At 42.8% G+C, this 26,233-nt stretch carries 23 protein-coding genes; 3 read left to right on the top strand and 20 right to left on the bottom strand.

The window, feature by feature from the left end; all coding sequences use genetic code 11:
* Positions 1-21 precede the first annotated feature (21 nt).
* Positions 22-1,863: a vanadium-dependent haloperoxidase gene (locus tag V7L31_RS20445; protein WP_334697942.1), complete on the bottom strand. Its 1,842-nt coding sequence runs from the start codon at positions 1,861-1,863 to the stop codon at positions 22-24.
* 697 nt (positions 1,864-2,560) lie between these two features.
* Here V7L31_RS20445 and V7L31_RS20450 point away from each other — a divergent pair.
* Positions 2,561-2,737 carry a hypothetical protein gene (locus V7L31_RS20450; RefSeq protein WP_334697943.1) on the top strand — a complete coding sequence of 59 codons (177 nt, stop codon included), beginning with the start codon at positions 2,561-2,563 and terminating at the stop codon, positions 2,735-2,737.
* A 105-nt stretch (positions 2,738-2,842) separates the two neighbouring features.
* Entirely contained in the window at positions 2,843-3,667 is an 825-nt protein-coding gene (locus tag V7L31_RS20455) for an ABC transporter permease (protein ID WP_334697944.1), read from the top strand.
* A gap of 428 nt (positions 3,668-4,095) precedes the next feature.
* On the opposite strand, the gene V7L31_RS20460 is transcribed toward V7L31_RS20455, so the two are convergent.
* The 9 genes from V7L31_RS20460 to V7L31_RS20500 form a co-directional block, all read right to left on the bottom strand.
* Complete coding sequence (locus V7L31_RS20460) at positions 4,096-5,517, bottom strand: MFS transporter (protein WP_334697945.1); 1,422 nt, start codon at positions 5,515-5,517, stop codon at positions 4,096-4,098.
* A gap of 955 nt (positions 5,518-6,472) precedes the next feature.
* Entirely contained in the window at positions 6,473-7,540 is a 1,068-nt protein-coding gene (gene namA / locus V7L31_RS20465) for an NADPH dehydrogenase NamA (protein WP_334697946.1), read from the bottom strand.
* Positions 7,541-7,882: 342 nt separating this feature from the next.
* Positions 7,883-9,097 (bottom strand): MFS transporter, encoded by a 1,215-nt coding sequence (locus V7L31_RS20470; RefSeq protein ID WP_334697947.1) that lies wholly within the window; start codon positions 9,095-9,097, stop codon positions 7,883-7,885.
* A gap of 29 nt (positions 9,098-9,126) precedes the next feature.
* Positions 9,127-9,333 carry a hypothetical protein gene (locus V7L31_RS20475; protein ID WP_334697948.1) on the bottom strand — a complete coding sequence of 69 codons (207 nt, stop codon included), beginning with the start codon at positions 9,331-9,333 and terminating at the stop codon, positions 9,127-9,129.
* A 300-nt stretch (positions 9,334-9,633) separates the two neighbouring features.
* Complete coding sequence (locus tag V7L31_RS20480) at positions 9,634-10,491, bottom strand: MetQ/NlpA family ABC transporter substrate-binding protein (protein WP_334697949.1); 858 nt, start codon at positions 10,489-10,491, stop codon at positions 9,634-9,636.
* 117 nt (positions 10,492-10,608) lie between these two features.
* Positions 10,609-11,265, bottom strand: a complete 657-nt coding sequence (locus V7L31_RS20485) for a methionine ABC transporter permease (RefSeq protein ID WP_334697950.1) — start codon at positions 11,263-11,265, stop codon at positions 10,609-10,611.
* A 401-nt stretch (positions 11,266-11,666) separates the two neighbouring features.
* Positions 11,667-12,854, bottom strand: coding sequence for an LLM class flavin-dependent oxidoreductase (locus V7L31_RS20490; RefSeq protein ID WP_334697951.1), 1,188 nt, complete (start codon positions 12,852-12,854; stop codon positions 11,667-11,669).
* A gap of 56 nt (positions 12,855-12,910) precedes the next feature.
* The gene (locus V7L31_RS20495; RefSeq protein ID WP_334697952.1) at positions 12,911-13,888 is read right to left on the bottom strand and encodes a methionine ABC transporter ATP-binding protein; all 978 of its coding nucleotides are present in this window, start codon (positions 13,886-13,888) and stop codon (positions 12,911-12,913) included.
* A 72-nt stretch (positions 13,889-13,960) separates the two neighbouring features.
* The gene (locus tag V7L31_RS20500) at positions 13,961-14,680 is read right to left on the bottom strand and encodes a MetQ/NlpA family ABC transporter substrate-binding protein (protein WP_334698000.1); all 720 of its coding nucleotides are present in this window, start codon (positions 14,678-14,680) and stop codon (positions 13,961-13,963) included.
* On the opposite strand from V7L31_RS20500, the gene V7L31_RS20505 reads away from it, so the two are divergent.
* Positions 14,595-14,927 carry a hypothetical protein gene (locus V7L31_RS20505; protein ID WP_334698003.1) on the top strand — a complete coding sequence of 111 codons (333 nt, stop codon included), beginning with the start codon at positions 14,595-14,597 and terminating at the stop codon, positions 14,925-14,927. The genes V7L31_RS20500 and V7L31_RS20505 overlap by 86 nt on opposite strands.
* Before the next feature lie 12 nt (positions 14,928-14,939).
* On the opposite strand, the gene V7L31_RS20510 is transcribed toward V7L31_RS20505, so the two are convergent.
* The 10 genes from V7L31_RS20510 to V7L31_RS20555 all read right to left on the bottom strand — a co-directional run bounded on the left by V7L31_RS20510 (position 14,940) and on the right by V7L31_RS20555 (position 26,069).
* Complete coding sequence (locus tag V7L31_RS20510) at positions 14,940-15,833, bottom strand: MetQ/NlpA family ABC transporter substrate-binding protein (RefSeq protein WP_334697953.1); 894 nt, start codon at positions 15,831-15,833, stop codon at positions 14,940-14,942.
* A gap of 192 nt (positions 15,834-16,025) precedes the next feature.
* The gene (locus tag V7L31_RS20515; protein ID WP_334697954.1) at positions 16,026-17,129 is read right to left on the bottom strand and encodes an aliphatic sulfonate ABC transporter substrate-binding protein; all 1,104 of its coding nucleotides are present in this window, start codon (positions 17,127-17,129) and stop codon (positions 16,026-16,028) included.
* Between the two features lie 134 nt (positions 17,130-17,263).
* Positions 17,264-18,370, bottom strand: a complete 1,107-nt coding sequence (locus tag V7L31_RS20520) for an aliphatic sulfonate ABC transporter substrate-binding protein (RefSeq protein WP_334697955.1) — start codon at positions 18,368-18,370, stop codon at positions 17,264-17,266.
* A 634-nt stretch (positions 18,371-19,004) separates the two neighbouring features.
* Entirely contained in the window at positions 19,005-19,808 is an 804-nt protein-coding gene (locus V7L31_RS20525) for a hypothetical protein (protein ID WP_292848569.1), read from the bottom strand.
* A gap of 100 nt (positions 19,809-19,908) precedes the next feature.
* A complete protein-coding gene (locus V7L31_RS20530) occupies positions 19,909-20,724 on the bottom strand; it encodes a hypothetical protein (RefSeq protein WP_334697956.1) in 816 nt (271 codons plus the stop codon).
* Between the two features lie 234 nt (positions 20,725-20,958).
* Positions 20,959-21,774 carry a hypothetical protein gene (locus V7L31_RS20535; RefSeq protein WP_334697957.1) on the bottom strand — a complete coding sequence of 272 codons (816 nt, stop codon included), beginning with the start codon at positions 21,772-21,774 and terminating at the stop codon, positions 20,959-20,961.
* 160 nt (positions 21,775-21,934) lie between these two features.
* Positions 21,935-22,330: a ferredoxin family protein gene (locus V7L31_RS20540; protein ID WP_334697958.1), complete on the bottom strand. Its 396-nt coding sequence runs from the start codon at positions 22,328-22,330 to the stop codon at positions 21,935-21,937.
* The gene (locus tag V7L31_RS20545; protein WP_334697959.1) at positions 22,327-23,967 is read right to left on the bottom strand and encodes an FAD-binding protein; all 1,641 of its coding nucleotides are present in this window, start codon (positions 23,965-23,967) and stop codon (positions 22,327-22,329) included. Before V7L31_RS20545 ends, V7L31_RS20540 begins: the two co-directional genes overlap by 4 nt.
* A gap of 104 nt (positions 23,968-24,071) precedes the next feature.
* Positions 24,072-25,148, bottom strand: a complete 1,077-nt coding sequence (locus V7L31_RS20550) for an LLM class flavin-dependent oxidoreductase (RefSeq protein WP_334697960.1) — start codon at positions 25,146-25,148, stop codon at positions 24,072-24,074.
* A gap of 357 nt (positions 25,149-25,505) precedes the next feature.
* Positions 25,506-26,069, bottom strand: coding sequence for a DUF2808 domain-containing protein (locus tag V7L31_RS20555; RefSeq protein ID WP_334697961.1), 564 nt, complete (start codon positions 26,067-26,069; stop codon positions 25,506-25,508).
* Positions 26,070-26,233 lie beyond the last annotated feature (164 nt).

The raw sequence follows: 26,233 nt of genomic DNA on the forward strand, positions 1-26,233 counted from the left end.
CCTTTCTAAACAGTGAAAGTTTTAAATCGTGACTTTTGTACCATCAAATTTGGTAAAGGTGAAACCTTCAAATTTTTCGCGGAAAGTTAGTTTTTCGTCTTTCAGGATACCAATAGCGATCGCTTCGCCAAGAGCTAACGACGCTGCTGCATCTGTGCGCCAGTGAATCCCTGCACTATCACGACCTAAGCCAATATTCGCCGCTAGTTTGTTCAATTCGCCGCCTACAGTCAATGGTGGCCCTTGATATGGAATCAACTTGCTAGGATCTTTGGGATCGGGCACTACCGGATTGGGAATCACATAATTCTCATCAAATAGCGCCTTCAAGATTGTGACGCTAGCACCGGCTGATACCGAAGCCCCGCCTGGATAAGAAGAGTGCAACGGTGCGCCTTCGGGGAAAGCTTGTGGTAGCAGATAGGATTTATTTTTGCTGAAGAAGCGATCGAGTGCTTCTGACTGGAAAACTTCAGAGTGAATCGGATGGTTAGTTTTATTCACCTTGTTGTTGTGAACCAACCCACCATAAGCCTCGGCTCGTAGACGACGATGTACGTAATATTTTTGCCAATAAGCCGCTCTAATAGCATGTGGACTAACCCAACCGATCAGAGATTGTGAATATCCTGGGCCAAATGTTCCAGAACCACTAGATTGTGTCTTCGACTTGTTGTAAGGATTGCCAGCATTGTAAGGTGAACCAACACCGCCAGCCAGAGGATTATCACTGACTGGCTTGGCAAGTAGAATCAAAGCTGCATTTGTATAGACTGGTGGCGGCGTGTGGGCAATCTCTGACTGGTCGCGCCCGTTGATAAAGTAGCGACGGGTTGAGTCAAACTTAATCGTTCGACCAGGATCGCCACCATTTTGTACTAACAACCACTCGTCATAGTTAGTTTGGAAACTATTTTCGGGAATAGCTAGAGGAACACGGTTAAGTTGAGCATAACTATGGGTTCCTGCGGGTATTGGACGCAGTAAAAACTGGGAGACATAAGGGCCCACATCTACCCCTGGTAGGGTGTGATAAATCGTTTTCCCAGAGGCGTCAACGTAAATTGCGGTGCCTCGAAACAGTAGTTCGGGTGTAACTCGTCCGTTTTGTTTAGGCCCTTTAAATGCTGATAACCGGTTCAGATCCTTAACCGCCGCCAGAATCAGCGGGTTAGTTGTATCATTGCGGAATTCGCTAAAAGGTACATCCTGTAAGAGTTGTTGCCAAGCAATTTCCAGGAACTCAGCCCCCTGTTCTGCACTATCCAGGGTGGGTGGTACTGGAATCGCCAATTGAGAAGTATTCACCCCACTCAAGCTAATTGCTAATGGAGTGAGAGGTTGTACCAGCTTCCGTTTGCCGCCCAGAATGATTTTTTCATACTCGTTGGGATCGCCAGATTTCAGCGCATTAATCAAAGATTGATAAGCCTTCAGATCCACTTCACCCAGTTGATTATGGGGCAATCCTCGTGTATCTGTAGCAATTTTGTTGGCGTACTTGGCCTCATCTCCGTTGGTGGGATGGGGAGGAATGGGAATTTCCCGATTAACCTTGGCTGCGGTTGTACGTACTTGAAAGGCTTTTTCGCGTAAGTCGCTATAGTTTGGCTTGACAGCAGGTTCCTGGGCCTGGACAATATTTTCTCCTTTCTTCGAGGAAAAGGATGAGCTAAAAACCCCAGCGACAACACTAGCTGCACTAAATAAGCCGGCGCGGCCGAGAAATGAGCGTCTGCTGGCGCGACCAAGGGATAATTTTCTACTACCTGCGTTAGTTTGAAATTGCTTAGTTTGTCTTATTTCACTATCAGCCTGAGCATTTTCTTCAGAGTCTTGATGAGAATTGGGATCTGCTTGCATCTAAGTTGTTCTCCACTGGCAAAAAATAATTCAAAAATCCAGGCATGAGTAAATACATGAGCGGCTAAAAGCTAGAATGACTTTGAGCCACACACGGAATACCCACCTCTATAAAAAGATGGCAATCTCACTGAATTTGTGATGCAATCTGGGATTGTTCTACTAGCAAGTAACTTGCATTGGAGATTGTTCTCCCGACAATTATGTAAGTATTTAATGCTAATACTCAAGCTCTCATCGTATGGTTATTACACTTCCGTAGTCTGAATCAGTCCGATAGCTTGTTGCCAAGATTCAAGAGTCGCTATATGAGCTGCACTTTCTTCCAGTCAGACTGCAAATATCTGCAAGTCTATCGATTTACCGTATTTTTGATGTTAAATGAGACTTTCTCACAAACGGCGATCAAAATCAAGAGGTTTTTACAATAAACTTACCAAGAGCCTGAAAGTCCCAGAGGAGTTACGTCAGAACAGGATGAGGAGTGGGGGAAAAAGTTTTCATTCTCTCGTTCTGGCCGAACCTTCCGTGGGGTCTAGCTTGCAAATACCTTGTTTTTTGCTGCTAGCTGTGTGATACTTTCGTTTAAATTAACAGATAACATAAATCTCTTAAACAAGGTAAAAAATAACCATGATATTCAAGAGATTTAGAACGTGGATTTTATTAATTGGAATAATACTAGTTTGGTAAAGCTTTGTATACTGCGATCGCCAATGCTACTAAACTCGTGAATGAAAAACCTGATGAAGCAGCCAAAATTCTCTCAGAAATAGATGGCGGAAAAGTCTCACAGGAACAGTATAAAAAGTTGCTTAATAATAAAGCAGTTGCTTATGGAATTGAGCCAATTGACATACTCTCTCGTTTTTGAAGCGGGGGCTTTACGCATCAGGACTCGTAAAGCTTTGTATAAAGAAGAGAAAAAAAAGGAAGAGAAGTTTAACTGAACTGTATTGGCTTTTAGAGTATGAAATTTGTGAGTCGAACAACAGCAAATTCCAATAAATTTGAGAAGTTATATGCCGATCTCAAAGCTAGTAGTACTTTCAGGCGTGGAATAATTTTTTGTAGCTTATTGATTTTTTGGCAATTGTATATATGGATTGCCCAAGTTCCCGCCTTGCTGATTCCTGGCCCAATAGCAGTTTTAGAAGTACTATGGCACGACTTATTGAGTCAAAAACTGCTGCAAGCAACACTCAGTACTTTGTCTGTGTTATGTATCGGTATGGTATTGGGTGTGATTGTAGGTACGGCATTAGCAGCTTTCGCTAAAGTTTCTCGTTTTGGTCAAGATTTGCTAATTGTGATGAGTTCGATGCTGAATCCCTTACCTGCGATCGCTATTTTACCCCTAGTGATGATTTGGTTTGGGTTCACTTCTGTTTCTATTATCATAGTTACTGCCCATGCGACAATTTGGCCAATTGCCCTGAATACAGAAATGGGACTCAGTACTATCAACCCAACGGTTCTTATGGTGGGAAAAAACCTTGGCCTAGATGGTTTTAAACTGATTAGAGAAATTATGCTCCCGGCGGCATTACCTCACATCTTAACAGGCTTAAGAACTGCTTGGGCTTTTGGTTGGCGTACCGTGATTGCCGCTGAATTAATATTTGGTTCAGGAGGTGCTACCAGCGGTTTGGGATGGCAGATTAATAACAGTCGCTACTTCCTACAAACCGATCGCGTATTTGCCGGATTAGTGGTAATTGCAATTTTGGGTTTAGCTGTCAATTATCTTTTTCGATTAATTGAAATAAACACAGTACAAAAATGGGGTATGAAACGTAATTAAACAGTTGATATAATTAGGCGCTGTTGGACATTTTACTTGCACATTAAGCTGTTGCGCCTGCAAATTGCATCACAAGTATGATTAGGCAAAACCTGTAAATCCTCTCCCTTGCTCCCTGCACCCTGCTCCCCTGCCGCCTCAATGTGCAAACTATAATCACAACAGCTTACCTGGCATTAAAACTCTTGTGGGGTGGGCATCTTGCCCGCCCTAGTTATGCAAATTAAAAGTACATTATTACGCAGAGTTTTGCCAAAGCTAATTGGCTATGAATTAATAAAATGTTGTACTTAGTACACGTCACCATAAAAGAGGTTCGAAAATATCGAGGTTGATGTTGGGTTTCACTACGTACCCATACGGGAAAGCAAGCTACCACCCAACCTACGAATGATTAAATTCCATACTCTTTTTTGGATGAGCTGTACTTAGCCTTTATTTGATTGTGGAAATAACCCCAACTGGGCGTAAATTGGATCTACTATTTTTCCTATTTTGGGGAGTTGTCTACTAAAGAAATATGCTCCGAGAATACAACAGATACCACCAAACATTAAAGCATTGCTAACGCCAAAGTAACCTGCCAATGCTCCAAAAAATAAATTACCAAAAGGCAGTATTCCTAAAAAACCAGTTGTAAAGATACTAGTTACTCTACCTCTTTTATCTTCTTCAAGCAGAATCGATTGCATAAAGTTACTAATTGAAGCCAAAGTAAGACTATTATTCATGCCGATGATAAACATGAATATTAGACAAATATTTAAATTAGTCGACCTTGAAAAAATTATTAACCCTAAACCTAAAATTGCTGTAGAACTTGCGATGATTGTTCCTAATCCGATGATATTTTTTCTGGAAATGAGATAAACACCTGAAATTATAGAACCAAGTGCCGAAGCTGTCATCAGATAACCCATAGTTTCTGCGTTACCTTTCAAAACTTCTTGAGCAAAAATTGGTACTAAATTGACGTAGGTCATCCCCATAAAGCAGACAATAATTTGCAATATCAATAAGTATTTAATTGGCAAGAATTTGTATGCATAAACAAACCCTTCTTTGAGGTTGTTCCAAATTTGGGACTTGTGATTAGATGCATTATGTATAACTGGGTTTACTTTGACAGTTAAGATTGCAGATATAAAGGGTAAATAACTAATACTATCTACGAGAAAACAGGAAGCTGCACCAGACCTAGCAATCACTAAACCCCCAATCATCGGACTAACAAACTTCGCCGTATTAATCAAGAATGAATGAGAAGCCATTGCACTATAAGTATCTGATTTTTTATCCAAAAGTCTGGGAATAATTACCTGACGTGCTGGTAAATCAAAAGCTTTTACCGTTCCCTGAAGTGTACCAATGAGAATAATCCATACAACGTTGATGTTACCACTAAGAGTTAGAAAGGTTAGGGTAGAAGAGAGCAAAATAGATACTAACTGAGTAGTTAATAAGACATATCGTAAGTTCCAACGATCTAACAAAACTCCTACTAAAGGAGTAATAACTAAGCCCGTTGCTTGATTTGTAAATCCAGCTACACCTACTAAGATAGCCGAATTAGTTAGTTGATATACTAGCCATACTAAAGCAATTTGAGTCATCCAAGACCCAAAAAAAGATAAACTTTCGCCAATAACAAAACAAGCAAAGTTTACCGATTTAAGCGCAGGTGGAAGTTCAAAAGAAGTAAACTTTAGTTTGTCTTTTTGGAAGTGTTCTCTATTACTTGGTATCATGATTCTTTCCCTGATTAAAAGTTCTTGCAGCCCTGTTCTGTCAGAATAGATTTCACTTGAAAATCTGAGTTGGTAATTTGTATTCAGCGATTTATCGCTCAATTTCAAAGCCTAAAGCCCCTTACTAAGTACACGTCACCGTAAAATTGGTTCGGAAAAATTGAGGGTTGATGTTGGGTTTAACTGCGTACCCCTACGGGGATCTTGACTCTTTTTGTGGTGGGCTGTACTTAGCTAGAAACTTTTCTAATCCCTCAAAATTAATGAGACAGACTACCATAGCCCAAAAATTTTCATCTTACTTCGTTGTATTTACGTAGCATCGCTTTGCGTTCACTCTGTTCATGCTTCTTCCTTCATTTGGATAAGATAATTCGCACAGACAAGGACACTAATAGAGACATTGCAAGGCAACGTCTCTATTAATTTTTCTGATGAAGTTTTAGCAAACCTGCATATTACCAGCCCTGAATGAGTATTAGCAATACTTAATGTTCGTAAAACAGAAAGTTTGTATACTTACTATTAGAACAAAAAAAATGGCGAGACTATGATTAGAGTATGTATCATATCATGTCTGGTCAAATATGTAAGTATGTTGTAACTGCACGGCGGGAATAAATATACTATTATGCAATACAGACAGCCAGGGAATAGAATTCCCTGTCTAATGGTGCAAGTCCTCTAGAAGAGGACTAGAAAAACTTGGGTTAAAGCACTGACAGCTATTATGCAATACAGTACAGTTTTTCTTCTTGCCCTTTCCTATCATAGCTTTCAGCTTTGAGGATGTACCTCATAGCTGCCGGAAGCGCTGTATGTAAGCTAAAAAACATCTGAATTGCATAATCGAATCAAACATAAATCTTGTGGGTGGGCAACATGAGCGCCCAGCTTATGCAATTTAAATGTGGAACAGCTTAAAATCTGTTGTTTTTCTCAGCACTATCAGTGTCTCTGCGGTTTAAAGCAATTTGTTTAACCGCAGAGGCACAGAAAATACAGAGAAAAGAGCTTTTCAGATGACGTGAAAAGTAAGAATTTAGTATGGGTGAAATTATAGCCAAGCGCGATCGTATTGAACAGGCCAGAGTTTATCGTGTCCTAGTTGTTTGGCTGCCAGATGAGGCCAGTAAGGATTACGGAGGAGTTCACGTCCTAACAGCACTATATCAGCTACTTCTGTACGAATAATTTCGTCAGCTTGTTCAGGGGATGTAATTAAGCCCACGGCTCCTGTATGAATATTAGCTTCGCGGCGGATGCGTTCGGCAAACTCAGTCTGATAACCAGGTTTAATTGGTATATGAACGCCCGGTATAGTACCTCCTGAAGAAGTATCGATGAGATCGACTCCTAAAGATTTGAGTTTGTCGCTTAAAGCGATACTTTGCTCAATGTCCCAGCCATTGTCTACCCAATCGGTGGCGGAGATGCGTACCCAGAGTGGATGTGTCTGGGGCCAAACTTCTCGGACTGCTTGAACTACTTCTCTGAGGAGACGAGTCCGGTTTTCAAAGCTGCCACCATAATCATCTTGACGCTGGTTAGAAAGGGGTGAGAGAAATTGGTGCAGTAGATAACCGTGGGCAGCATGGATTTCCACGACCTTGAAACCAGCTTGTAGAGAACGTTTAGCGGCTTGGGCGAAGGCATCAATCACTTCTTGAATTCCCTCAAGGCTGAGGGCTTCTGGAACTGGGCTATCTTGGCTAAAAGCGATCGCACTACTCGAAATTAACGGCCGCCAACCTTCCTGAGATTCATCTAGTGCTTTTCCTCCTTTGCTCGGTTTGGCAGTGCTGGCCTTTCTACCTGCATGAGCAAGTTGAATACCCGCAACAGCACCAAAGTTATGAATTAATGCCACAGTCTTAGCTAAACTTTCTATATGTGAATCTGACCAAATTCCCAAATCTTGCGGGCTAATGCGTCCACGTGGCTCCACCGCTGCCGCTTCTGTGATCACTATCCCAGCGCCGCCCACTGCGCGAGAGGCTAGATGAATAAAGTGCCAATCATTAGCATATCCATTTGTACTGGAATATTGACACATCGGTGAAACGGCGATGCGGTTGCGAAAGGTAACTTCACGAATTTTGAATGGTTCAAACAGATGTGCCATTGATATTGATTCCTTCTCTTGCTAGGTAAAAGGGGTTGGGGATTGGGGATTGGGGATTAGGGGCTGGGATTTTACTCGTAAGAATTATGTAAGGGACTTTGACTCGAATGGCACTAAGTTAAGATACAGCCCTTAGACTGACTGGTTTCCAGAGGCTCCGTCTCCAGTAGGCTGACTAGGGGCAGAGCCTTTGGGAATACATTCCCAGCCTTCAGATTGAGAACAAGGTGACACAAGCCTTTCGGCTTTTCTTAGTCCTATTCGATTTTGAACCCTCCCAAGTTTTGAAATAATTTCCCAGTACCCAGTCCCCAGTCCCCAATCCCCAGTCTCCACAACCAGTTAAACTACTGTAGATTTTCTCTTACGTACACTGAAATGAGCGATAAACGCCACTGTCAACAAAAATAATCCCAAGGCGCAAACGCCGTTCCATTGCCACAAGCCCCAGACATAAGTGCCAAGAAAAGAGCCAAGTGCGCCGCCAGTGTAGTTTGTCACCATGTATACCGTATTCAAACGGCTCTCAGCATTTGGAACTAAGTTGTAAACGCGGATTTGATTTGAAACATAACCAGTGTGCATTCCTAAGTCCAGAATAAGCACCCCTAATATAAGACCGAGCAAATGAGTTCCACCAGCTATCCAAAGGATGACAAAAGCTGATAGAGATACCACAACAGCTACGCCAATTAACATTCTGGGGCCCCGCTTGTCTGCTACTCGTCCAACAATTGGGGTGGTAAAAACGCCGATTAAGCCAACTAAGCCAAATAAACCTGCAACTCGACTGTCGTAATTATACGCGGGAGATTCTAGTAAAAAAACTAGAGTTACCCACGCAGCATTAAAGGCTGCAAATACTAGTGCAACATTCAGCGCCGCTTCACGTAATACAGGCTGCTCACGAACTAATTGCACAAGACTCTGCATTAGTTGCTGGTATGACAGGGTAGATGAAGGCTTACTTACAGGTATCCGCCCTTGGATCACAAAAGCTAAGATCAGCATTACACCTGCTGAGATGCCATATACGGCTCGCCAACCCAGATATTCGCCAATTATCCCACTGACTGAACGGGCAAGAAGAACGCTGAGGATCATACCACTGAGTAGGGTTCCAATAACTTTACCCCGTTCTGAAGGATGTGTTAGTTGGGCGACTAGTGGAATAACTAGATGTGCTACTATGCTACAGAAACCAAGTACGAAACTTGACACAGAAAGCCAAGCGATATTAGGTGCTGTGGCTTCCACGACTAAGATACCAGCCAGCAAACCTAGCATACTAACAATTAACCAACGGCGTTCCATGCGATCGCCCAAAGGAACTAATAACAGTAGTCCGACTGCATAGCCAGTTTGGGTAAGAGTGGGAATAAATCCCACTTGTTGGACAGAGATATTCAAGCTACGTCCCATATCAGCTAGTAGCGGCTGATTGTAATAGACATTAGCCACTGCTAAACCACAAGCGATCGCTAAAGTTAAAACAGTACTCCGTTGCGTTAGCGAATTGCTATCAGTGGTTAGAGCAGTATGCTCTTTAGAACTCATTATGATGCACCAAAATATTGAATAGTAGCTTAAATACTTGTTGAATGACTAGAATCATCCTCAAGATTTAGATGATTAGGCTTTTTCTTAGGCTTTTGGGTCTGTAATTCCCAAATATCGCGTTTTCCTAGTTCTTGATCCGCTAATAACTGTAGATGATCTGGTAATTTCGTTGTTTGCCAAATTGACCAAATTTCTCCACAAAGTAATTCTTTTTCGATTTGTCCAAAAAGCATAATTTTACTCTCCATTAATGCTCAAAGTTTAAGTTTCGTAAATCCTAATTTCGGAAAGATGAAGTAATAAATTTGTCATTTTTCATCGAACAGAATTCAGGAGTCAGGAGCCAGAATTCAGAATGAATAATCGTGGGTTTTTGCACTCACACCAAATTGAGAATTTGGTTAGCTTACTTCCCGCAGTGTATCCCCGACTAATAGCAAGTCGGCGTACCCTTACAGAGAAGCAAGCTACGTGTAGCATCTTTGGCTTTGCTCCTGACTTCTGAATTCTGACTCCTGAATTCTTCTTCACCTTTAAAATACAGGTACTATTCGTCCCTGATACTGCTTGTTAATAAAATCTCTAACTTGTGGATCGTTAAGTAACTTATTTAGCTTCTGAATTTTCGGCTCATTTTCTCGACCCTGTAATGTAACTAATGCCAAAGCATATTTTTTATCTTTAGCTGTCTCCTGTCCCATAGATTGCGGTGTTATTCCTGCTAGAGCAACGGTTTGAGCCGAAGAAACAATGAAGTCTACATCATTAATAGCTCGAACTACCTGGACTCCTTCTACTTCCTTGATTCGCAATTTTTTCGGATTCTCAGCTATGTCTCTTTGAGTTACAAATTGTTTGGTATTTTCCTTAAGTTTTATTAAGCCATTGCTTGCCAGTAACCTCAATCCTCGGTCATTATTAATCACATCATTGGCAATTGTGACAGTAGCATTTTGAGGAACCTCATTCACAGATTTAAGGTTTTTTGAGAAAAGACCAAGTGTGCTTAAGGAAACTAAATTTAATGGGACTAAATTGATTTTGAGTTCCTTGACTGCATTATTCATGAAAGGTCGATGTTGGAAAAAATTGGCATCAATTACTTTGTCTCTTAAAGCTGTATTTGGTTGTATCCAGTCGTTAAACATGACAACTTTTACTTCTAATCCTTCTTGAGGTGCTAGCTTAGTATTTACAAACTTCAAAATATCTTCAGATATAATTCCCGTCACTCCAACTTGAATGACTTCTTTTTGTGCCGTTGCTTGGGCTGTATTTGAAGTTACTTGAGCTTGTTGTTGGCTACAGCTAGCAAAGAGTATAGAAGCAGTAAATGAGCCGAAAGCTGTGATAAAAAATCGGCGGTTAATTTTTGGATGTTGTCTGTTCATGAGCAATATTCTTGGTGATTCAAGATCGGAGGTAAACTAACCGATTTCTCTACAAGATGCGGAAGATGCAGAGAGAAGATTGAAAAGTTTACGAATTTTGGCAAAATGGCGATCGATTTATCGTTTTCTTGTTCGCTGCGCCAGTAAATCGCCTAATAACTGTACGATTTGCACTAGGGCAATCAGAACCACAATGGTGGAAATCATCACACCAACATCGAATCGTTGGTAGCCGTATTGAATTGCCAAATTACCTAAGCCGCCACCACCAACGGCCCCTGCCATTGCGGAAGAGTTCAGTAGACTCACAACGAGAATTGTCATACCCAATAGCAGGGATGGGAAAGCCTCAGGAATCAATACTTTCAGAACTATTTGCCAATGGTTACAACCCATTGCTTGAGCGGCTTCTATTAGTCCTTTATCAACTTCCAGAATGCTGGTTTCAGCGATGCGGCCGAAAAATGGGATGGCGGCGAGGGTTAGGGGAACTAGCGCGGCTGTACTACCGATGGAAGTACCGACGATCAATCGCGTTATTGGTGTCAAGACGACTAGCAAAATAATAAAGGGAAACGATCGCCCGGTATTGACGATCGCACCCAACACTTTATGTACCTGTGGAAAATCTAGCAGGTTCCCTGGGGCTGTCATCACCAAGATTAAGCCCAAAGGCAAACCTAAAAGTATCGCTACTACCGCTGATATACTCACCATGTAAAAGGTTTCACCAGTAGCCAGCCATAAACTTTGTAGCAATTCTTGCCCTTGCATCAATAAACCTCCACGTCAAACTCTGATTTGGGTAAATATTTCAAGGCTTAGGTTACTTTTGATCCTTCTAGTTGGATGTGAAATTGACCAACGCGGCGATTGCATACTACGATAAATCAATAGAGTTAGCGTTGTATTGACTATAAGATTTGCATAGATGAAGATAAAAAACAAGGGTAGGGGCTTATGGATGTAGGCCTCTAGGAACTTCCAATTGAAGGAGGCAGAGGGGCAGAGGAGCAGAGGGGCAGAGGGGCAGAGGGGCAGAGGAGCAGGGGAGCAGGGGAGAAAGAAGAAGTTTAAGGTATTGCGTTCGGATATTTAGAAATTCTCCTCTGCACGCCTGCCCCTCTGCAATCCAAACAATGTTTACTCTCCAACTTAACTTAGTGCCATTCGCGTCAGAGTCGCAATCCTGCCTGTTTTAGTAGTGGGAGAACGCGCTTGCCGAAGAAATCGAGATCGGGTTCAAAATCGTAGAAGGCGAGTTGGAAGCCATCAACACCAGCTTCTTTTAGTTGCAGAAGTTGGTCGGTAATCTGTTCAGGGGAGCCGATCAGTTGGACGTTACCGCCGATCGCACTACCAACACCATGCCGCAGATTGCCCTTTTGATGCCCCTTCCAGGCATGTGCATCGCTGGTGAACTGAGAACGTCCAGCGATTGATTCGCGATCGGCGTGGTCGATGATCGCTTGAGCATATTCTTCCGCCTCTCGTTCGGTTTCGCGGACGACAATTAGCGGATTTAGGAGAGTGCGTACTTGTCGGCCATTGTCGATCGCAGACTGTTTGACACGGGCAGTGTGAGCGGGTAGCGAGGATAGGGCGCTTTCGATATCGCCACCACCTGGGCTAGTAATGAACACGATATCAGAGTGGCGACCTGCAAAATTGATACCTGCATCGGAGCCAGTGGCGTTGACCAAAATCGGCCGACCATAAAGCGATCGCGGGCTAATGTAAGCATCCTTGAACTGCCAGGAAGCCTGACTCTGATAAGAAAAGTTTTCGGTTTCAGACCAGAGTCTTTCGAGGATGGAGACAAATTCATCAGCGAGTTCGTAGCGGCGATCGTGTTCGATCTGGCTCCAGCCGAATAGTTCATGCTCATAAGCCCGGTGTCCGGTGACGACATTGATACCCCATCGACCTTTGGAAATGTGGTCAAGGGTTGCGCCAAATTTGGCAAGATGGATCGGATGCCACGGCCCGTAGAGGACGTGAATTGTCGAGATTAGCAAGATGCGTGAGGTAATACTGGCAAGGGATGCAGTGGTGATGAAGGCATCTAAACCCGCTTCCGTTCGTGTCGGGCCTTGTCCACCTTTAGGCTGCCAGGTAGAATAACCGAAAACGAGGTCAAAACCGAGTTCCTCAGCCTTTTGGGTCAGCTTGGCATTATAGTCAAATGACCAGTCGGTAGTGCGCGGTAAGGCTGACGAACTCCAACCACCATGATGAATAGGTAAGAATAATCCGAGCAAAACGGGCTGTCGTAAAGCTTGCGACAACGGGCTATCAGGATAATCTGCTGGACTAGCCGGCGTGGCACGTGTTTTAAGTAAAGTAGTATCAATTGCATTCATAGTTTGATTGGGGATTGGGCAAGGGAATAATAACTTCTAACTCAGCACTCAGCACTCTAATGCACTTCTACCTCAAACTCTGATTCGTGTAGATATTTCAAGGCTTGCGTGATCTTTGCTCCCTCTAGTTCGATGTGAAATTGACCAACGCGGCGATCGCCTACGGTTTCGACGCTACCACTGAGGATATTGATATCAACATCAAAACGACGTGCTAAAGTGGCGAAGATTGGTTGTTTAGCTTGTTCTCCGGCAAAGGCGATCGTTGCTAGCACTGCGCCAGGACGTGCTAAGTGTCCATTGCGACGTGGGAAAACTTCTTGGGCGAGAAGTGATTCTGGCTTGGCGATTAAATCGCTGACTCGCCCCTGTTCTACAACCTTGCCAGCATTGAGTACCGCTACACTGTCGCAGATTTGCTTAACCACGCCCATTTCATGGGTAATCAGCAAAATTGTTAGCCCCATACGCTTATTGAGATCGCGCAATAGTTCTAAAATCGATCGCGTCGTTTGAGGATCGAGTGCTGAAGTCGCTTCATCAGAAAGCAATACTTTTGGTTCACCAGCTAGCGCCCTGGCAATACCAACCCGTTGCTTTTGACCGCCCGAAAGTTGTGCTGGATAAGCATTAGCTTTACCTGCCAAACCAACTAGTGAGATTAATTCTTCAACTTTTGCCCGTTGCTTCAGTTTGCTGTAACCAATCACTTCCAAAGGAAAAGCGATATTTTCTGCCACAGTTCTGCAACTGAGTAAGTTGAAGTGCTGAAAAATCATTCCAATTCGCTGACGACTTTGGCGCAACCTGATACCGGAGAGTTTGGTGATTTCCTGTCCATCCACTGTGACATAACCCGATGTAGGCTTTTCTAATTGATTAACACAACGAATTAAGGTACTTTTACCTGCACCACTCTGTCCTAAAACCCCAAAAATCTCACCTGGTTTGACCTCAAAGCTCACGCCATCCAGTGCTACGATCTCTTGATGTCCTTGGTGATAAACTTTGCGTACATCAGTAAATGTGATCATCTTAATAATTACTCCAAAAAAAGGATATATGTCTTGTTTGATAAAGTAAAAAACTTGAATTGACTTTTTTTGCTAAGGAATAGGAATCACTGCACCTTGATACTTTTGTTTAATAAAATCCTTGACTTTTTGATCCCGGAGCAATTTGTAAAGTTTCTGAATTTTAGGGTCATTTTCTTGCCCTTGCAAAGTAGTAAGAGTAACTGCATAGAGTGGGTTTTTCGCTGATTCCAATGCCAAAGCGTCTTTATCTGTTCGCATTCCTCCTGCTAGAACTGTTGCACCTGTCATCACACCTAAATCGACATCAGGAAGAGAGGGTAACAACTGACCAGATATAACTTCTTTGATTTGCAAATTTTTGGGATTCTCGACAATATCTTTAATACTTACTAAAACCCCAGGATTATTTTTCAGCTTGATTAACTTAGCTTCTTCTAGTACCTTCAACGCGCGATGAGCATTGTTGATATCGCCAGGAATAATCACTAACCCATTTTTAGGAACCTCAGCTAAAGATTTATGCCGTTTGGAATAAATGCCAACTGGATTCAAATGAATTGGAGGGTTTAAGGCTACCATTTTGATATTGTGTTGCTTGCCAAAGTCCTCCATAAAAGGGACGTGTTGAAAGTAATTAGCATCTATTTGTTTATCTCTCAGTGCGAAGTTGTCTTGCACGCTATCACTAAAAGTAACAATCTCGATGTTTAGTCCTGCTGCTGGTGCTAAATTCTTTTTGACAAATTCTAAAATCTCTCCGGCTGGGACAGGTGAAACTCCAACTTTTATTTTCTCTTCTTGTGTAGTTGCAACTGTATTAGCAGTTGTTTTTGCTGATGTATTGACTGCGGTATTAGAGGCAGAATTGGGTGAACTACAGCTAGCAAATAATGTTGATGCTGTAAATGATATAGCAGTTATTACAAAAAAGCGGCGGTTAATTTTGATTAAAGGATTTTTCATGCGATCGCCTTTGTATAGTGTTGAAGGAGTTAAAAAGATTAACTTGCTTTTTGAACTCCAAAATTCCATCTAAAAACTTACATCATTAGGGAATTGCCAGCACAGCACCTTTGTACTTCTCTTTAATAAAATTCTTAACTTTTTGATCCCGGAGCAATTGATAGACTTTTTTAATTCTGGGGTCGTTTTCTTTTCCTTGTAACGTAGTCAGAGTAACTGCATAAATTGGGTTTCGAGCAGATTCCAACGCTAAGGCATCTTTATCAGTTCGCATCCCTGCTTGGACAACCCAGTTACCTGTTATTGCTGCTAAATCCACATCAGGAAGTGAGGGAATTGCCTGCGCTCCTGGTATTTCTTTGATTGTGAGTTTTTTGGGATTTTCAACAATGTCTTTGACACTTGCTACTCCTTTAATATTGTCTTTTAGTTTGATTAATTTAGCGCTTTCTAGCACTCTCAAAGCTCGGTTAGCGTTGCTAGCATCATCAGGAATAGTTACAAGTCCATTTTGCGGAACTTCAGCTAAAGATTTATGGCGCTTAGAATAAACTCCGACTGGATTTAAGTGAATTGGAGGATTAAAAGCAACCATTTTAATATTGTTATGCTTGCCATAGTCTTCCATAAAGGGAACGTGCTGAAAGTAATTAGCATCGATTTGTCCATCCCTAAGCGCTGAGTTATTTTGGACAAAATCATTGAAAGTAACAATTTCAATATCTAATCCTGCCTCTGGTGCTAAATTCTTTTTGACAAATTCTAAAATTTCTCCTGCGGGTACAGGTGTAACTCCAATTTTGACTTTCTCTTTTGTTGCCGTAGCGACGGTATTAGCTGCTGGTGTTGCTGCCGGATTTGGTGCGGGATTAGAAGCAGAATTGGGTGAGCTACAGCTAGTAAATACTGTGGATGCTGCAAATGATGTAGCCGCGATTAAAAAGAAGCGGCGGTTAATTTGGATTAAAGGAATTTTCATGCGATCGCCTCTTTTTTCTGTCAATTAATAAAGAAGAATTCAGGAGTCAGTAGTCAGAATGGGCTAAACGCCCCGCTACCGCTAACAGAATGAGATTCTGTGCAAATTTCATAGTTAGGGAGTCCACAAGGATATTGATTCTGACTCCTGAATTCTGACTCCTGAATTCTGAATTCAGAATTCATTTCTGCTTTACCATTTTTGGTCAGGAACCCAGTTGAAGTTTTTATCTTTTACATCGATTTTCTTGGGAATAACTTTTAATTCATAGAATGTATCTGCCATATTTTGTAAGCCCGTCAGAACTTCAGTGTCTACAGGCAAAACCTGTCTAGTTCCACCACGTCCCTCGACAATTTCCATTGTTTGCAAATCAACTTTATAGAGTTTTGAAAGCAGTTTAGCAGAATCTTTGTTGTTGTTTTTAGCCCAAACACCAGCCTTTTCTAACTCTTGCAAAATTACTTTTAGAATATCTGGATGATCGCGTACAAAATCTGGAGAGGCAAAGTAGAAACCTGGGCTTTCTACAATAGCTTTGTCACCAAATACTGTAGTATTGTCTGCCAATAGACGAGTCCGCAGTTTGCGCTCTGTTTCAGCAGTGTAAGGGTCCCAAATTACCCAGGCATCAAAATCACCACGTTGAAAAGCGGGTAAAGCTTCTGCTGGTGTCAAAAAAACAGGTTGAATGTCGCTGTATTTCAAACCCGCTTTCTCTAAAGCGCGGACAATCATATATTGCGAACTCGCTCCTTTTGCAAAAGCAACTTTTTTGCCTTTAAGATCGGCAAGAGTTTTAATCGGTGAATTTTCTAGCACCAAAATAGCTGAACTTCTGGGGCTACTTGTACTCGCAGCTACCCGTACAAATTGTTTATCAGCCGCTTGAGCAAATACACTTCCGGTACCACCACCACCACCGAAAACGATCGCACCTACTCCCATCCCTTCAAGTAAAGGTGCAGTCGAGGAAAATTCATTCCAGCTTACAGAAATCCCTTGAGGTTGTAAGCGTTTTTCTAGCGCACCTTGGGCTTTGATAATATTTAGTAGAGACATCCCTTTTTGATGCCCCATTTTCAGCACTGTTAGCTGACTCTTTTGTGGTTCCTGTTTCTGCGGACTGGCAGAATTAGCCGCATTATTCGGGGTACAGGATGCGATCGCAAAACTCAAACCTAAACCAATTACAAATAGTAGCACCAGCGATCGCATTCCAGGTTGCTGAACAAACTTTAACAACCTCCTCTGATTTATCCAAACTAAAAACTGATTCATCAATCGAGTGAACATAATTATTCCTTTGTTGCTTGCTTTATTCAGGTAAACAGGTTATACCAATTTGAAAAATGATTCGACAGATGAGTTCACATCAATGTAATTCCCAATCCAAAATCTAAAACCCCAAATCCAAAATGGTAGTAGGTTTACCACTTCTGGTCAGGAATCCAGTTGAAATTTTTATCTTTGACATCAATTTTTTTGGGAATAACTTTTAGCTTATAGAACTCATCCGCCATACGTTGTAACCCTGAGAGTGATTCGTCATTCACAGGTACTACTTGTCTAGTTCCACTGCGTTCCTCAACAGTTTTCATTGTTGCCAAATCAATCTTGTACACCTTAGAAAGCAGTTTTGCAGAATCATTAGTGTTCTTATTAGACCAATCAGCTGCCTTTTCCACCTCTTGCAAAATGATTTTTAAAAGGTCTGGATGGTCGCGTACAAAGTCTTGAGAAGCGTAATAAAAACCTGGACTTTCGATTGCAGCTTTGTCACCAAAGATAGTGCCATTGTCTGCAATTGAACGAGTGCGAATTTTTTGTTCGGCTTGAGCGGTATATGGGTCCCAAATTAACCACGCATCGATATCACCACGTTCAAATGCAGGTAAAGCTTCTGCTGGTGTGAGAAAAACAGGTTTAATGTCGTTATATGTTAAACCTACTTTTTCTAAAGCCCGTACTATGATGTAATGCTGACCGGAGCCTTTAGCAAAAGCAACTTTTTTACCTTTGAGATCGGCAACGGTTTTGATGGGTGAATTTTCCTTGACTAAAATTGGTGAACCCTTTGTACCACTACTGAGTGATACAGCTACGCGCACAAATGGTTTATCGCCTGCTTGAGCAAAGACGCTTCCTGTACCACCACCAGCACCAAAGACTATTGCACCTGCACCCATCCCATCAAGTAGTGGTGCTGTAGAAGAAAATTCATTCCAGGTGACAGAAATACCCTGAGGTTTTAAACGCTTCTCTAGGCTTCCTTGTGCTTTGAGAATATTTAGTAGTGCTACCCCTTTTTGATGCCCCATTTTCAGGACTGTTAGCTGACTTTTTTGGGGTTCTTGTTTCGGTGCAGTGACAGAGTTAGCGGCATTATTCGGGGTGCAAGATGCGATCGCAATACTCAAGCCCAAACCAATTACAAATAGTAGAGCAAAAGCTTGTATGCCAGGTTGTTTCGTAAACTTCAATAAGCTTCTCTGATTTATCCAAGCTAAAAACTGATTCACAAGTCGATTTAACATCCTTCCTCCTTGGCGTTACAGAAAAATTTGATTGGCATCCAAACCAGGGAATAATTTGTTATAAATAATTAAGAAGCACGAGCCTCAACTTAGAGAAAATCACTATGTTGAAAACCTATCTACGAATATTTTTTCTGAAAGAATAAATTTAAACTTCAGAAAAAGTTTGATTGCAATTATTTAGCTGAGTGATAATACAATTAATCTGTCTAACGGCGTAGTGTTCGTGATAACTAAATTTGATAATATAAAAAATATTTTTATAAAGAATATTAAGTTTTAAATTTTCTTTGCCTTATTGGTAAACAGCAAAATTCATAACTATTATCGGAATAGTTATGCTCCTAAAAAAATAATAAAAAGAGTATATAGGGTTTCCCGATCTCGTGAGTACACCCGTAGGGGCACGGCAGTGCCCATTGGTGTCAACTTAACGCGAAACCGATCGTCCGCCGGGAATTGAAATTCCCGTCTCATAACTAAAGTCATCTGAAGATGACTAAATATCGACAAAAATCTCCAGTCTACTTCAGTAGACTTAAGCTATTAGCCAGGGAATTTATTCCCTGGCGGGCGACTCCCCTTCCAGCAACAAAAGTTTTGTGCTTCCCTCTGAATGGTTCGTTCTACTTGCTTATTGACTAATAGAAGTGAGTTGAGGATTAGGAATATCAAGTAGGTAAGAAATTACCTCTTTACGCCAAGCATCGTATACTGGCTCGATGCCTTTGGTATTAGCACCATTGAAATTTTCAGCATCTTGCCAGCGCTGTTTAATATAAGGAGCGCGACGTTGCTGAATTTCTTCGTCGAGTTCTAATAACTGTGCGGCGATTTCCGATTTTTCAGTCGGTGAGGCTTGCTCAAACTTTTTGCGCCACCAATTAGCGATCGTAATCCGATGAACCGCTTCATCATCATTGAAATGCTCTTTACTCTTCTGGGCTAATTCCTCGTCTCCAATTGTGGATGTCAGTTTATTGAACCAAACTTGAGGCAAGATGTAATGCTCGTAATGCAGTTCCCAGGCAACAAAACCTAGCCAATTGCGATAGGGTACATCTCCTAAAAACTCCCAATGGCGTTCAGCTTCCTTGCGGATATCGTCAATGGGATCGCGTCCGGTGAGAGCAATAATTCGTTCCCGAAAGGCGATCGCATGGGCCCCATCATCCCCAATTTGTCTGCTTAAAATTAAATGCAAATCGGGGTCAGGAATCAACAAAATTGCCTTACTAGCTGCTTGCACAATAGACAAGTCGTGTCCACCTGTTGCAGCCCAGTACTGATAAAAACCTGCTTTTTCTTCTTCTGTTTCTGGGGGACGGCTAGCGTGTTCACGAGTCAGGGGAACGTGAGGCGCGTGCTTGCTAATCAATTTTTCTAGAGTTTCTTGTTCAAACTCTACATTCCAAGTCCGAGTTAGAGTTGCAGTCATAAAGTTTCTTTTTGGAAATTGGGAATTGGGCATTGAAAAGAGGCAGAGGGGCAGGGGGCGGAGGGGAAAATTCTTCTCCCTGCTCCCTCATCTCTAGTACCTAATCGTTAACACTCACAAGTTTGGGCAGTTTGGAGATGGGAATATCCAAGAAGTAAGAGAGTACTTCCCGCCGCCAGGCATCATAAATTACTGGCAAATCATCAACTTCAATGCCAATAGCGCGGTTAGCTAGCTGCCAATGATCTTTAAGATAGGTACTGCGGCGGCGTTGACCTTCTTCATCTGCTTCTAGGACTTGTGCGACTAAATCCTCTTTCTCAGATGGCGAGGCTTTGTCAAATTTACGCTGCCACCAATCCACAACTCCTAGACGGTGAACTGCTTCATCTGGCAAGATTCTCTCAGCAGCAAACTTTGCTGATTCTGGGTCATTGATTTTGCTAATCCGACTGTTGAGCAAAAGCAGAGATACGATATGGAGTTCGTAATGCAATTCAAAAGACAAGAAACCTTGCCAGTTACGAATGGGTAAATCTCCTTGGTAGTCCCAATGCTTTTGTACCTGCTTTTGGATATCTTCAATAGGGTCATATCCAGATATAGCTTGCGCTCTGAGACGAGTATTTTGAGCGTGTGCGCCGTCATCTCCCAGTTGTCGGCTCAAAAACAGCTGTAATTCTGGGTCGGAAATTTGGTCTATTACTTTGGCACAAACTTGGACAATGAATAAATCATGGGCTGCACCAGCAACACGATATCGGTAGAAATTCTGTTTTTCTTCTGGTGTTACTGGTGGTCTGGGATCTTCCTGACGTGTTTTGGGAAGATGAGGAGCGTGCTTGTCAATCAGTTTGTTGAAAATTTCAACTTCTAATTCAGTTGTCCAAGCTGGACGTGTGAGGATTGCTGTCATATTTTTTTGGGGATTGGGGATTGGGAAATGGGGAATGGGGAATGGGGATTAGCGCTTCCTAGCACGTGTTTTCAAAGTATTAGATCCACTCGACCTTCTTTAAAAAGGCTTGCTCTGAGCCTTTTTAAGGAGAATGGAGAATTTAGAGGATTTTCAAACTTTAGGAGGCTAAACGAGTAGTTTGAAAATACGTCCCAGTTCCTAGTCCCCAATCCCCAGTCCCCAGTCCCTTGTTTAATCGTTAATACTCACGAGTTTTGGTAGTTTGGAAACAGGAATATCGAAGAAGTAAGATAGTACCTCTTGTCGCCAAGTGTCGTAAATTACATCTCCTCCTTCAACTTCAACGCCAAGGGCACGGCGGGTAATCTGTCCATGCTCTTTAAGATAGGGATTGCGGCGGCGTTGAACTTCTTCGTCTGCTTCTATTACTTGTGCGGCTAAATCGGCTTTTTCAGTTGATGAGGCTTTGTCAAATTTACGGTGCCACCACTGCGCGACTCCTGCACGGTGGTATGTTTCATCGGGAATGATTCTCTCTGTAGCAAAGGTTGACGAGATTGGATCGTACAATCTTGACAGCCGCCGATTTAACACGCCAGGGGCAACAATATGATGTTCATAATGTAGTTCCCAGGCTAACCAGCCTAACCAATCACGTATGGGCAAGTCTCCCAAATAGTCCCAATGCTTTTGTACTTGCTTTTGAATATCGTCTATGGGGTCGTGGCCAAATAATACTTCTATACGCCGACGGGTATTTTCAGCGTGTGCGCCATCATCACCAAGTTGCCGACTTAAAAATAGCTGCAATTCCGGGTCGGGAATTTTATCGATGATGTTGGCGACAACTTGCACAATAAATAGATCGTGAGCTGCTCCACCAACGCGGAAGGGGTAGAAATTATCTATTTCTTCTTTTGTAGCGATCGCTCTTTGTTCATACAACCGCTTTTTCGGAATATGCGGAGCGTGCTTATCAATTAGTCTGTCAATAGTTTCAGTTTCAAATTCAATTGTCCAAGCTGGACGTGTGAGAATTGCAGTCATGGTTTTTTCCTGTGTGTGAGTTTTAAATAAGACAAGCTAATCAGTACTTTTTGGTTGAGCGATCGCCCAATTATTGAGGGTATTGGGTACTGAGCATTGAGTATTTGGAAAACTTTCCCTCAGTCCCCAGTCCCCAATCCCCAGTCCCCAATCCCTCGCCTTAATTCGACTGGGAATTAGATGAGTTGCTCCAAGGAAGAATCCTGCCTTGGGGGTCGCTGGGCAAATTGTTACGACCCATAAATATTTTGGCTGATTGTTCTCTGACACCTGCTGGAGTGCCTCCGGGATTCCAACCAAGGGTTTCTCGGTATCCGCCCAACAATCCTGCTGCTATGAGAGTTTCTTCATCAACTTCCACAGACTCATCTGCCTGTGGAGCAACGAACAATGCGTTTACTGGACAATACAGTTCGCACATAAAGCAGGTTTGGCAGTCGCTTTTACGAGCAATTCTTGGTGGCCCGTCTGGCACTTTGTCAAAGACGTTGGTGGGACAGGCCGAAACGCAGATATTGCATTTAATACATCGAGATTCACTAACTAGTTCAATCACAGTGCTACTAATTCCCTCTCTTTAGCAGTAGTTTCTAGTTTTTGAGGCTTTACCCACACTCGATCTAAACCACCACTTAGTAAACGGTGGTATTGATTTGGATCTTGCTCAGGATAGTCTAAGTGTTTGTGCATACCACGACTTTCTTTGCGTTCTAGGGCGCTAGAGTACATCCACCGGGCTGTCGCTACCATTGCAGTGGCTTCTCTAGCTTGAACAGCTTGATCTTCTGACACTCCTTGACTATTGCGAATTTCTTTCCAGAGGTGATTTAGGCGACCAAGAGATTCTGTCAATCCTTGCTCTGTACGGAATAGATTGCGATCGTAGGGGAATACTTCTGCTTGGACTGCTCGAATCACTTCTGAGGGAGCAAAGCTGCTACTGCTGGCGTTATTGGCAGACACTCCAGCTTCTCCAAGTCCGCGGACGGTGCGTTGATTGGCTTGAGTTCCCAGTTGGCGGGCGTAGTTGGCTGCTGCTTCACCTGCCCAATATCCTGAAGAGGTTGCCCAGGCGGCGTTATGACTACCACCACCGGTAAAGCCACCACAAATCAATTCCCGTGTTGCGGCATCACCAGCAGCATAGAGTCCGGGTACGGTGCTAGCACAGGTATAATCGGTAATCCGAATGCCACCTGTACCGCGTACTGTTCCCTCTAGACGCAGAGTTACGGGGAAATGTTGGGTGAAGGGGTCGATACCCATACGGTCAAAGGGTAACAAGAAGTTGTGTTGCACAGTCCGCAACATCGCTTGAATTTCGGGAGTTGCTTTATCTAGGCAAGCATAAACAGGTTGGGTAAGCAGGGTACGGGCAATGATCGATCGCCCTTTTTGAGAACCTGCCCCTTCAATTTCTGTACCATCTTGGTAATAGAAGGTTGCCCAACGGTAGTAAGCGCCTTTGGTAACGGAAGAAAAAGCTGGTGATAGGGCGTAAGCATTGGAAAATTCCATTCCTGACATTTCTGCACCTGCTTCAGCTGCCATTAAGTAACCATCGCCTGTGAGAACGTTACAACCTAAAGCTTTACTGAGGAAGGCACAACCACCAGTAGCAATTACTACGGCTCCGGCTTTTACTGTCCAGCGATCGCCCGTTTGGCGACAAATACCTTTAGCACCCGCCACGACATCTTCTGTATCTACCAGCAATTCTAAAGCTGGACTGTGGTCAAGTATTTTCACGCCTGCTCTAGTAATCTTTTTCCGCATCAAGCGCATATAATCATGAGCTTGTTGTAGCGATCGCCGATGGGGACGCCCTTCATCATCTACAGGAAAAGGATAGCCCCAATCTGACAGTTTATTCAGGTTTGTATAAGTCTGATCTAATACACGTTCCATCCAAGGACGCTCTGAGAGGAAACCCCCTAGAGCTTCCCGACTCGCCATCGCCGCTTCCCGCTGTTCTGGGTCAGGTGGAACATACCAAACACCAGTACCAGAAGGTGCTGTTGCTCCGCTCGTACCGCAGTAGCCTTTATCTACGAGTATCACTCTTACCCCTTGGGCGGCAGCATTCCAAGCCGCCCAAGTTGCCGATGGGCCACCGCCGATGACTAAAACATCTGTCTCTAAATTCAGTTGTGATGTAGTACTATTGCCTGACTCAGATTGATATAAACTCACTATTACACCTCCTAACTTATTGAATTGGGAATTGAAAAAAGGCAGAGGGGAAAACTCTTCTCCCTTTCTCCCTGCTCCCTGCTCCCTTGCTTCTTTCCCAGTCCCTATCCTGCCACCAGTTCTAGCGATGCCTCCGGCGGGCTACGCCTACGCACTCGTGGCATTACCTCCTCGGAAAAATGCCTCATTTCAGTCGCGAACGGCTGAAATTGCAGCATAAATGTGCCAATTCCCACTCTGTTAAATTCGGCAATGCGACTAGCCACGGTGTCATAGCTACCAACTAAGCCAGCAGCCGTGCCACCGTTACTTCCTACGCCTGGGTACTTGGCCAAGTTCTTAAACATCACAACTTCCGAATCGACTCCTTTGAGCAACTCTGAGCGATCGTCTTGTGCTACTACCATTGCCCGCAAGTTGTGGTATTCTTCTTGGGCTTCTTCATCTGTGGGTCGAGCAATCACAAATGCGGACATTGCAAAGCCCAGTGGTTTGGAGCGATCGCGCGGCTGTTTTGCAACTTGAGCAATGGTTTCTCGGATCACTTCTATAGGACGACCATTGAGAAAAAATACATCTGCCTCTTTTGCCGCTAATGCCTGCGCTGATTCTGACTCACCTCCCACATACACGCGTGGATGAGGATTAGCTACGGGAGGAGGATTAAAGCTGAGATCGCTGATCTGAAAATAATCTCCTTGAAAGTTAACTCTTTCTCCACTCCACAGCGCCTTGACTACTCTGATCCACTCATTGGAATAGCGGTAGCGCTCATCGTGGGGAAGAAAAGATATGCCTGATTTCTCCATTTCTGGCTTAAACCAAGCACTTACTAAGTTGATTGCAAAACGCCCACCACTTATCGCATCAATACCTAATGCCATCTTCGCTAAGATTGCTGGATGAAAAAGTAAAGGCTTCACAGCGGCAATAATTTCGATAGAATTTGTGGCTTCGGCAAGGGCTGCTGCTGCTGTCCAAGTTTCCAGCTGATCTAGTTGTTGATTTCTGGGATTAATGATGTGTTCTGCGATCAAAGTTGTAGTAAACCCACACTGTTCAGCCAACTGGATAAGATCCTTAGCTCGTGAATAACTGGCATCACGAGGTTCAAGAGGATGGTTCATTACGCCGCAGTTGCCGTAAACGGGAATCCAGATCCCGTAGCGTGGCTCAGACATAGCTTTCAAGAACCCTTGTAATGGACGCTAAAAGTTTACTTGGCACTAAATTTTGAGTTTATCGGATAACCCACCTAATTTACTGTGAATCTACGGTAAACCGATTAATATGCCGTAGTATACAGTTATGAGATTTGCATAGATTGTGGTAAAAAACAAGAGGTTATTAAAATTTATTGACATTACTCCTGAAGAGAGTTTAGTTTGTGGCGAAAACTTCTCAAAAAAATAAAGGACAAGAATTATACTTGTCCCCAATGCTTAAAATAACAGATTTTCCATCGAATAGGTCAGACAAAAGGGACTAAGTATTGGGTATTAGGAAAACTCTTTCCCAATCCCCAGTCCCAAATCAAATTAATTCTCTGTACCCATAGGCCCATAAAATTGAAAGCGCCCAATGCCGAGAGATTGGCCAGCAGTTTTCTCACCAGAGGGAAAAGCCTTAACGTCAAATAAATAGACGCCATCATTAAAAGGATTCTCGTAAGTTTGCAGACCAATAGTAACCGTCTTACCTGGTGCTATGGGAGTATCAAAGGTTACTGTGATAGTCTGCTGTTTGTCGTTACCTTTTACAGTTTTGAGTGCTAATTTTGAACCTTCTCGATTGCGTGTGCCTTCAAAGGCAAAAGTATCTTTTTGATTGAATTCAATATCTTCAGCCCCCTGAATCTGGTTAAAAGTAACCTCCTGCAAGGGTTCCCCGGCTGTCGCTGGCACTTCCAGAGTGAAATAGTATGTCGTATTGGGAATACTTGTATCGCGGTATGGAGTACTGGCACTAACTAAACGTGGTGGTTCGGCAAAGGCAATCGTGCCATTGCTTAAGGTAACTGCATCGGCTACCGAATGAGGTAGTAAATATAGTCCAGTGCTGACAACAAATAGAGTACTAAAAAAACGATTTACGTACTTCATGATTTATATTTTTACCTCAATGTTTTTTATTTAAGACTCAATAATTTTAGTCTTGCTTCAAATACCCATAATCAAGCCTGAGTAAACCAATTATTACAGTCCTTAAAGTTAGTAAGTTAATTAAGCTTACCGACTATTTATTATGCGCTTTTGCTGTAATTCTA

Origin of the sequence: Nostoc sp. (assembly GCF_036916655.1) — a bacterium.
Lineage (GTDB): Bacteria > Cyanobacteriota > Cyanobacteriia > Cyanobacteriales > Nostocaceae > Nostoc.